8 protein-coding genes are annotated in these 4,686 nt (G+C 70.4%); 4 read left to right on the forward strand and 4 right to left on the reverse strand.

The window, feature by feature from the left end; genetic code table 11:
* The 3 genes from RMO85_RS08460 to RMO85_RS08470 all read right to left on the reverse strand — a co-directional run.
* Nucleotides 1–713 (reverse strand): hypothetical protein (locus tag RMO85_RS08460; protein ID WP_310528285.1); only part of this gene is annotated, 713 nt, incomplete at its 3' end.
* Nucleotides 710–1,033: a hypothetical protein gene (locus RMO85_RS08465; protein ID WP_310528286.1), complete on the reverse strand. Its 324-nt coding sequence runs from the start codon at nucleotides 1,031–1,033 to the stop codon at nucleotides 710–712. The genes RMO85_RS08460 and RMO85_RS08465, both read right to left, overlap by 4 nt.
* Before the next feature lie 90 nt (nucleotides 1,034–1,123).
* On the reverse strand, nucleotides 1,124–1,798 hold the full coding sequence (locus RMO85_RS08470) for a hypothetical protein (protein ID WP_310528287.1): 675 nt from the start codon (nucleotides 1,796–1,798) through the stop codon (nucleotides 1,124–1,126).
* 66 nt (nucleotides 1,799–1,864) lie between these two features.
* On the opposite strand from RMO85_RS08470, the gene RMO85_RS08475 reads away from it, so the two are divergent.
* Both RMO85_RS08475 and RMO85_RS08480 read left to right on the forward strand, forming a co-directional pair.
* Nucleotides 1,865–2,035 carry a hypothetical protein gene (locus RMO85_RS08475; RefSeq protein WP_310528288.1) on the forward strand — a complete coding sequence of 57 codons (171 nt, stop codon included), beginning with the start codon at nucleotides 1,865–1,867 and terminating at the stop codon, nucleotides 2,033–2,035.
* Nucleotides 2,032–2,688: an NAD(P)-binding domain-containing protein gene (locus tag RMO85_RS08480; protein WP_310528289.1), complete on the forward strand. Its 657-nt coding sequence runs from the start codon at nucleotides 2,032–2,034 to the stop codon at nucleotides 2,686–2,688. Before RMO85_RS08475 ends, RMO85_RS08480 begins: the two co-directional genes overlap by 4 nt.
* Here the strand turns inward: RMO85_RS08480 and RMO85_RS08485 are convergent.
* The gene (locus RMO85_RS08485; protein ID WP_310528290.1) at nucleotides 2,685–3,053 is read right to left on the reverse strand and encodes a hypothetical protein; all 369 of its coding nucleotides are present in this window, start codon (nucleotides 3,051–3,053) and stop codon (nucleotides 2,685–2,687) included. The two genes, RMO85_RS08480 and RMO85_RS08485, sit on opposite strands and share 4 nt — an antisense overlap.
* Nucleotides 3,054–3,392: 339 nt before the next feature.
* Between RMO85_RS08485 and RMO85_RS08490 the strand changes: the two genes are divergently transcribed.
* Nucleotides 3,393–4,139: a DinB family protein gene (locus RMO85_RS08490; RefSeq protein WP_310528291.1), complete on the forward strand. Its 747-nt coding sequence runs from the start codon at nucleotides 3,393–3,395 to the stop codon at nucleotides 4,137–4,139.
* A gap of 1 nt (nucleotide 4,140) precedes the next feature.
* Nucleotides 4,141–4,686 (forward strand): alpha/beta fold hydrolase (locus tag RMO85_RS08495; protein WP_310528292.1); only part of this gene is annotated, 546 nt, incomplete at its 3' end.

Consider the following 4,686-nt stretch of genomic DNA (forward strand, 5'->3'; position numbering starts at 1 on the left):
ATGCGCGCGAGGTCGAGCGCCGGCCGTTTCCAGGCGGCGTCGAGCGGCGTCACGCCCTTGACGACGATCCCCTGGACGGTGCTCACCAGCCGCTTCTGGGCGAAGCTCAGGCTCGAGATCCACGACTGGTAGACACCCAGCGCCAACTGGATCCGCCGCAGCTCCAACGCGAGCTGGCTGAGCCGGGCCGCGATCCTCGCCCCGACGATGCCCGCCTTCGCCGCAGCGGCGGCCGCGCCGGCAGCGGCGGACGCGCCCAGGGTGATGATCGCGCCGGCCGCACTCACCGCCAGGGAGAGCGCGGCCCACTCGATGAGCTCGCGGATCAGGTCGCGCACCAACTGCTCCGCATGGCGGACCGCAAGGGCGGCTTCGTCGAGCAGATCGGCCACCTCAGCCGTGCGGACCGCGATTTCCTCGAGGTCGCGAACCAACTCCCCCACGGCATCGTCGAAGGCCCGCTTCGCCGCGCCCTCCCACTCATCGACGACCCGGGCGCTCGCAGCCCGCTCGTCATGGGCGACGTGGGACACGGCCTCGGACATGGCGCGCCAGCGGCGCGCGGTCTGGTGCACCTGGTCGTCGTCGCCGGTGAGCCACTCCCACTTCGCCAGCAGCGGCGCCAGGAGCTGGCTCAGGATGCCGGCGATCTCGCCTCCGAGGGCCCCGAGCTGCGCCTCCAGGTCGGCGGCGTGCGCGACCCGGGCGGTCATCGAGGGCCACCGAGCAGGGCGTCGAAGCGCTCGGCGATCTCGGCGTCGACCGCGCGGTAGAGGTTGCGGACCTCGCGCACACCGTCGCTGAGGTCCTCGCATCGCTGGGCGACGTCCCAGATCCCGGCGCGAGTGGCGCGGTTGACCTCGCGGAAGGTCGCGACCACCTCGTGCGCGGGCAGGATCTTGCCCAGCGCGTCGGGGTCGAGCACCGCATCTCGGCGCTCGTGCTGGATCTTGATCAGGGTGTTGCGGGCGTGCCGCTGGTCGGCTGCGACGCGGGTCATCGCACCGAACTCGGCGAGGAGTCGGATGGTCATGGGTCCTCCACTGCGTGGGTGTTGGTGGAGGAAGGCTTCCGCGCCGAAGCTGTGTGGAAACAGGCCACTCGTCAGCTGTGGAAAAGCGCGTCAGCGCCACCGGTCGCGGGCGCTCGGGGCGCGGCCGGCACCCGGTTCTCCGACCTTCACCTCGCGTCCGTAGTGCCAGCCGTTCGTGAGGGGCAGGAAGTCACCGCTCCAGAACGTCCCCGGGTCGAACCACTGCGCCCGCCGGTCGAGGGCGAGCACGCCCATGTCCTGCAGGGTGGTGGCGACGATCTCGGCGCAGAACGCCTGCTCGGGGCGGACCTTGCGACCTCGGTGCTTGTGGGCGACGTAGGCATCACGTGCGCGGAACCAGCGAGCCAGCAGCCGGGCCGCACTCGGGAAGGAGACCCCGTCCAGCCGCGCGATCGCGGTCAGCAGCGCGTCCTCCTGCGGTCGGGCGACCTCGGGTGTGAGCTGCCGCAGCCATGCCTGTTGGCGATAGGTGCCCGACCATCGATCGACCGCCTCACGCAGGTCGTGGAGCTGTACGCCGCGGTGGTTGCCGCCCGTCCAGACGTCGGTCAGCACCTTGGAGAGTTCCGCGTGCCACATCAGCGGCGGCAGGTCGTCGATGACGACTGCCATGCCCACGTGATTGACCGGTGCGTTCGTCAACGTCCGGATCGCGCGGTCGGCCACCGTCCGCCCACGGAAGAGCCACAGGTCGCCGGTCCGGGTGAGATCGACAGCTTGATCCAGGCTCAGGGCGTCCTTCATGGCGGTCAGTCTGCCCTGAAGGAATCGGCGCTGCCCTCATCACTGCGATGCGCCTATGCTCCGGCCATGGCCAAGAAGTTCGCGTGGTGGAAGTTGCTCGGGCTGGCCGGACTGCTCGGCGGCGTCGCGACGGGGGCCGCGATCACCCGCCAGGAGCGCGAGCGGCGGTCCTACTCGGCCGACGAGATCCGCGAACGCCTGCACCGTCGCCACTCGGAGATCGAGGATCCCTCATGAAGATCGCAGTGTTGGGCACCGGCATGGTCGGGCGGGCGGTCGCCCTCGGTCTGGCCCACCTCGGCCTGGACGTCGTCGTCGGCACCCGTGACCCCGCGGCGAGCCTGGCCCGCACCGGGGCGGAGGACTTCGGCACCTGGGCTGCCATGAACAGTGAGGTGGGCGTTGCGACGTACGCCGAAGCGGCCCGCGACGCCGCGCTGGTGGTCAACGCACTCCACGGTGCGGCGTCGGTGAGCGGCATCCGGGCGGCGGAGATCGCCGACGGCACCGTGCTGCTGGACATCGCCAACCCGCTCGACCTCTCCGGCGACGTGCCGAGGCTCCTCGTCGGCAACGACGACTCGCTGGGCGAGCAGATCCAGCGCGAGTTCCCTGCTCTGCGGGTGGTGAAGTCGCTCAACACGATGACCGCCGCCGCGATGGTCGAGCCGCACCTGATCGCCGACGGCGACTTCACGACCTTCGTCTCCGGCAATGACGACGCCGCCAAGGCCCAGGTCATGTCGCTGCTCGGCTCGCTCGGTCACCAGGACGTGATCGACGTCGGCGACATCACGACGGCGCGCGGCACGGAGGCGCTGATGCTGCTCTGGATCCGCCTGATGGGTCCGCTCGGGTCGCCGTACTTCACCTGGAAGATCGCGCGCTAGCTTTCGAGGTGCATCGCAGCGGCCTCCGGTCCGGGCTCGTCATCGAGGTCGACCGAGTCGTCCTCGCCGTACGAATCCCCACCGAGCACGTCCTCGTCGGCCCGAATCGCGTCGGGGTCGTCGCCACCGAGCCTGGACTCGGACTCGGACTCGAAGACGTCGAGGTCGGGCTCCTCCTGCCTCAACCGGACGCTGAGCGACTCGTCCTCGACCTCGGCCAGCTCGGCCCCCCGGGGCTGCCGGTCCGGCGGGCTCCACGGCTCGTCATCACCCGCAGTCGGGTCGTCGAGGTTGATCTCCGCCTCGGCCCGCTCGGCCGCGTCGAGCTCGGTCTGGCCCCAGTCACCTTCGCTGCGAGTGTTCATGCCTCCACCCTGTCCGGTCGCGGTGTCCGGGACAAGTGCAGGGCGGCAGCCCACGCCCCCTCGGGTAGTTCAGTGGCGCAGGGTCGTAAATCAGGTCGGCGGCCGACCATCTGCCGCTGGACTACCGAAGGCGGCCGACTCACCCACCGATCACCCGCCGACGGCGCGGGCCAGCCTGGCGCGCTGCGCCCGGCCGCTGCTGCAGGATCTCCAGCGTCCGCAGGGCTCGCGCGGTGGGGGCTGGTCTCGCTCATGTGGAGAACCTCATGGAAATCATGCTGACATCGCCTCGCACGATCCGGAAGGTGAACGCCCGGAACCCCTCCTAAGGTGGTCCACATGAACCGATCAACCGCCTCCCTGGACCGCGGAGCGCACATCGAGCACACCGATCTGCGCGCCATCTCGTTCCACCACGTGCGCTTCCCCGGCCTCGAGCTGGTCGACGTCGAGATCAGCGGCGAGATCCAGGACGTGACGATCAACGGCGTCGACATCGGCCCGCTGATCGAGGCCGAGCTCAACCGCCGCCTGCCCGACCGGGTGAAGTTGCACCCGACCACCGTCGTGGAGTTCCAGGTGGGGGGGGCGATCCTCGAACGACTCTGGGCCGAGACCGAGGACCGCGCGCGAGCGCTCCCGCCCGAGCTGCTGCACGAGCGGGTCCGCGACGAGTGGTCGTTCATCGAGACGCTGCGGCACCTCGGCTTCGCGAGCGCGGCCTGGGTGGGCCGGATGGTGCTCGGTGATCCGGTGCCGTGGCACCCGCTCGACCTGCCCTGGGACGAGGCGCCCGGCTGGGACGGCATCCCGTGGGACCGCGACGCACGTCCGTCGCTGGACGAGGTCATCGCCGTACGCCGCAAGCGGCGGGCCATGGTCCGCGACGTCATCAACGGACTGACGCCCGAACAGCTGGACTCGACGGTGACACAGACCGCGCCGGGGTGGCCGCAGCTGGAGGAGTTCCCGTTGACGCAGTGCCTGTTCATCGTGGTCAACGAGGAATGGCATCACCGGCTCTATGCCGAACGCGACCTGGACGCACTTGAAGCAACGGCAGCAGCAACCGAGGGGGAGAACTGACATGGACATCGTGCTCATCGCCGGCATGTGGCTCGACGGATCAGCGTGGGACGACGTGGTGCCCGAGATCGAGAAGCTGGGCCACCGACCTGTGCCGCTCAACCTGCCCGGCCAGGGCGACGGCAACACCGAGGCGACCTACGACGACCAGGTCGCCGCGGTCCTTGCCGCCGTCGACGCGGCCGAGGGCCCGGCCCTGGTGGTCGGCCACTCCGCTGCTTCCGCGCTCGCCTGGGTCGCGGCCGATGCGCGACCGGAGAAGCTCGCGCGGGTGGCGCTGATCGGCGGGATGCCCAGCGCCGACGGCGAGACCTACTTCGGTGCCTTCGAACCTGTCGACGGTGTGGTGCCGTTCCCGGGATGGGAGCCCTTCGAGGGACCGGACTCCGACGACATGTCCCCCGACCTCAGGGCACGGGTGGCCGCCGGCGCGATCGCGGTGCCCGCTGCCGTCACGCAGGGCGTCGTCCACCTGAGCAACGAGCGCCGCTACGACGTGCCTGTGACCATGGTCTGCCCGGAGTACACCCCGGCCCAGGCCAAGGAG

This window comes from Nocardioides sp., assembly GCF_031422975.1.
GTDB lineage: Bacteria > Actinomycetota > Actinomycetes > Propionibacteriales > Nocardioidaceae > Nocardioides.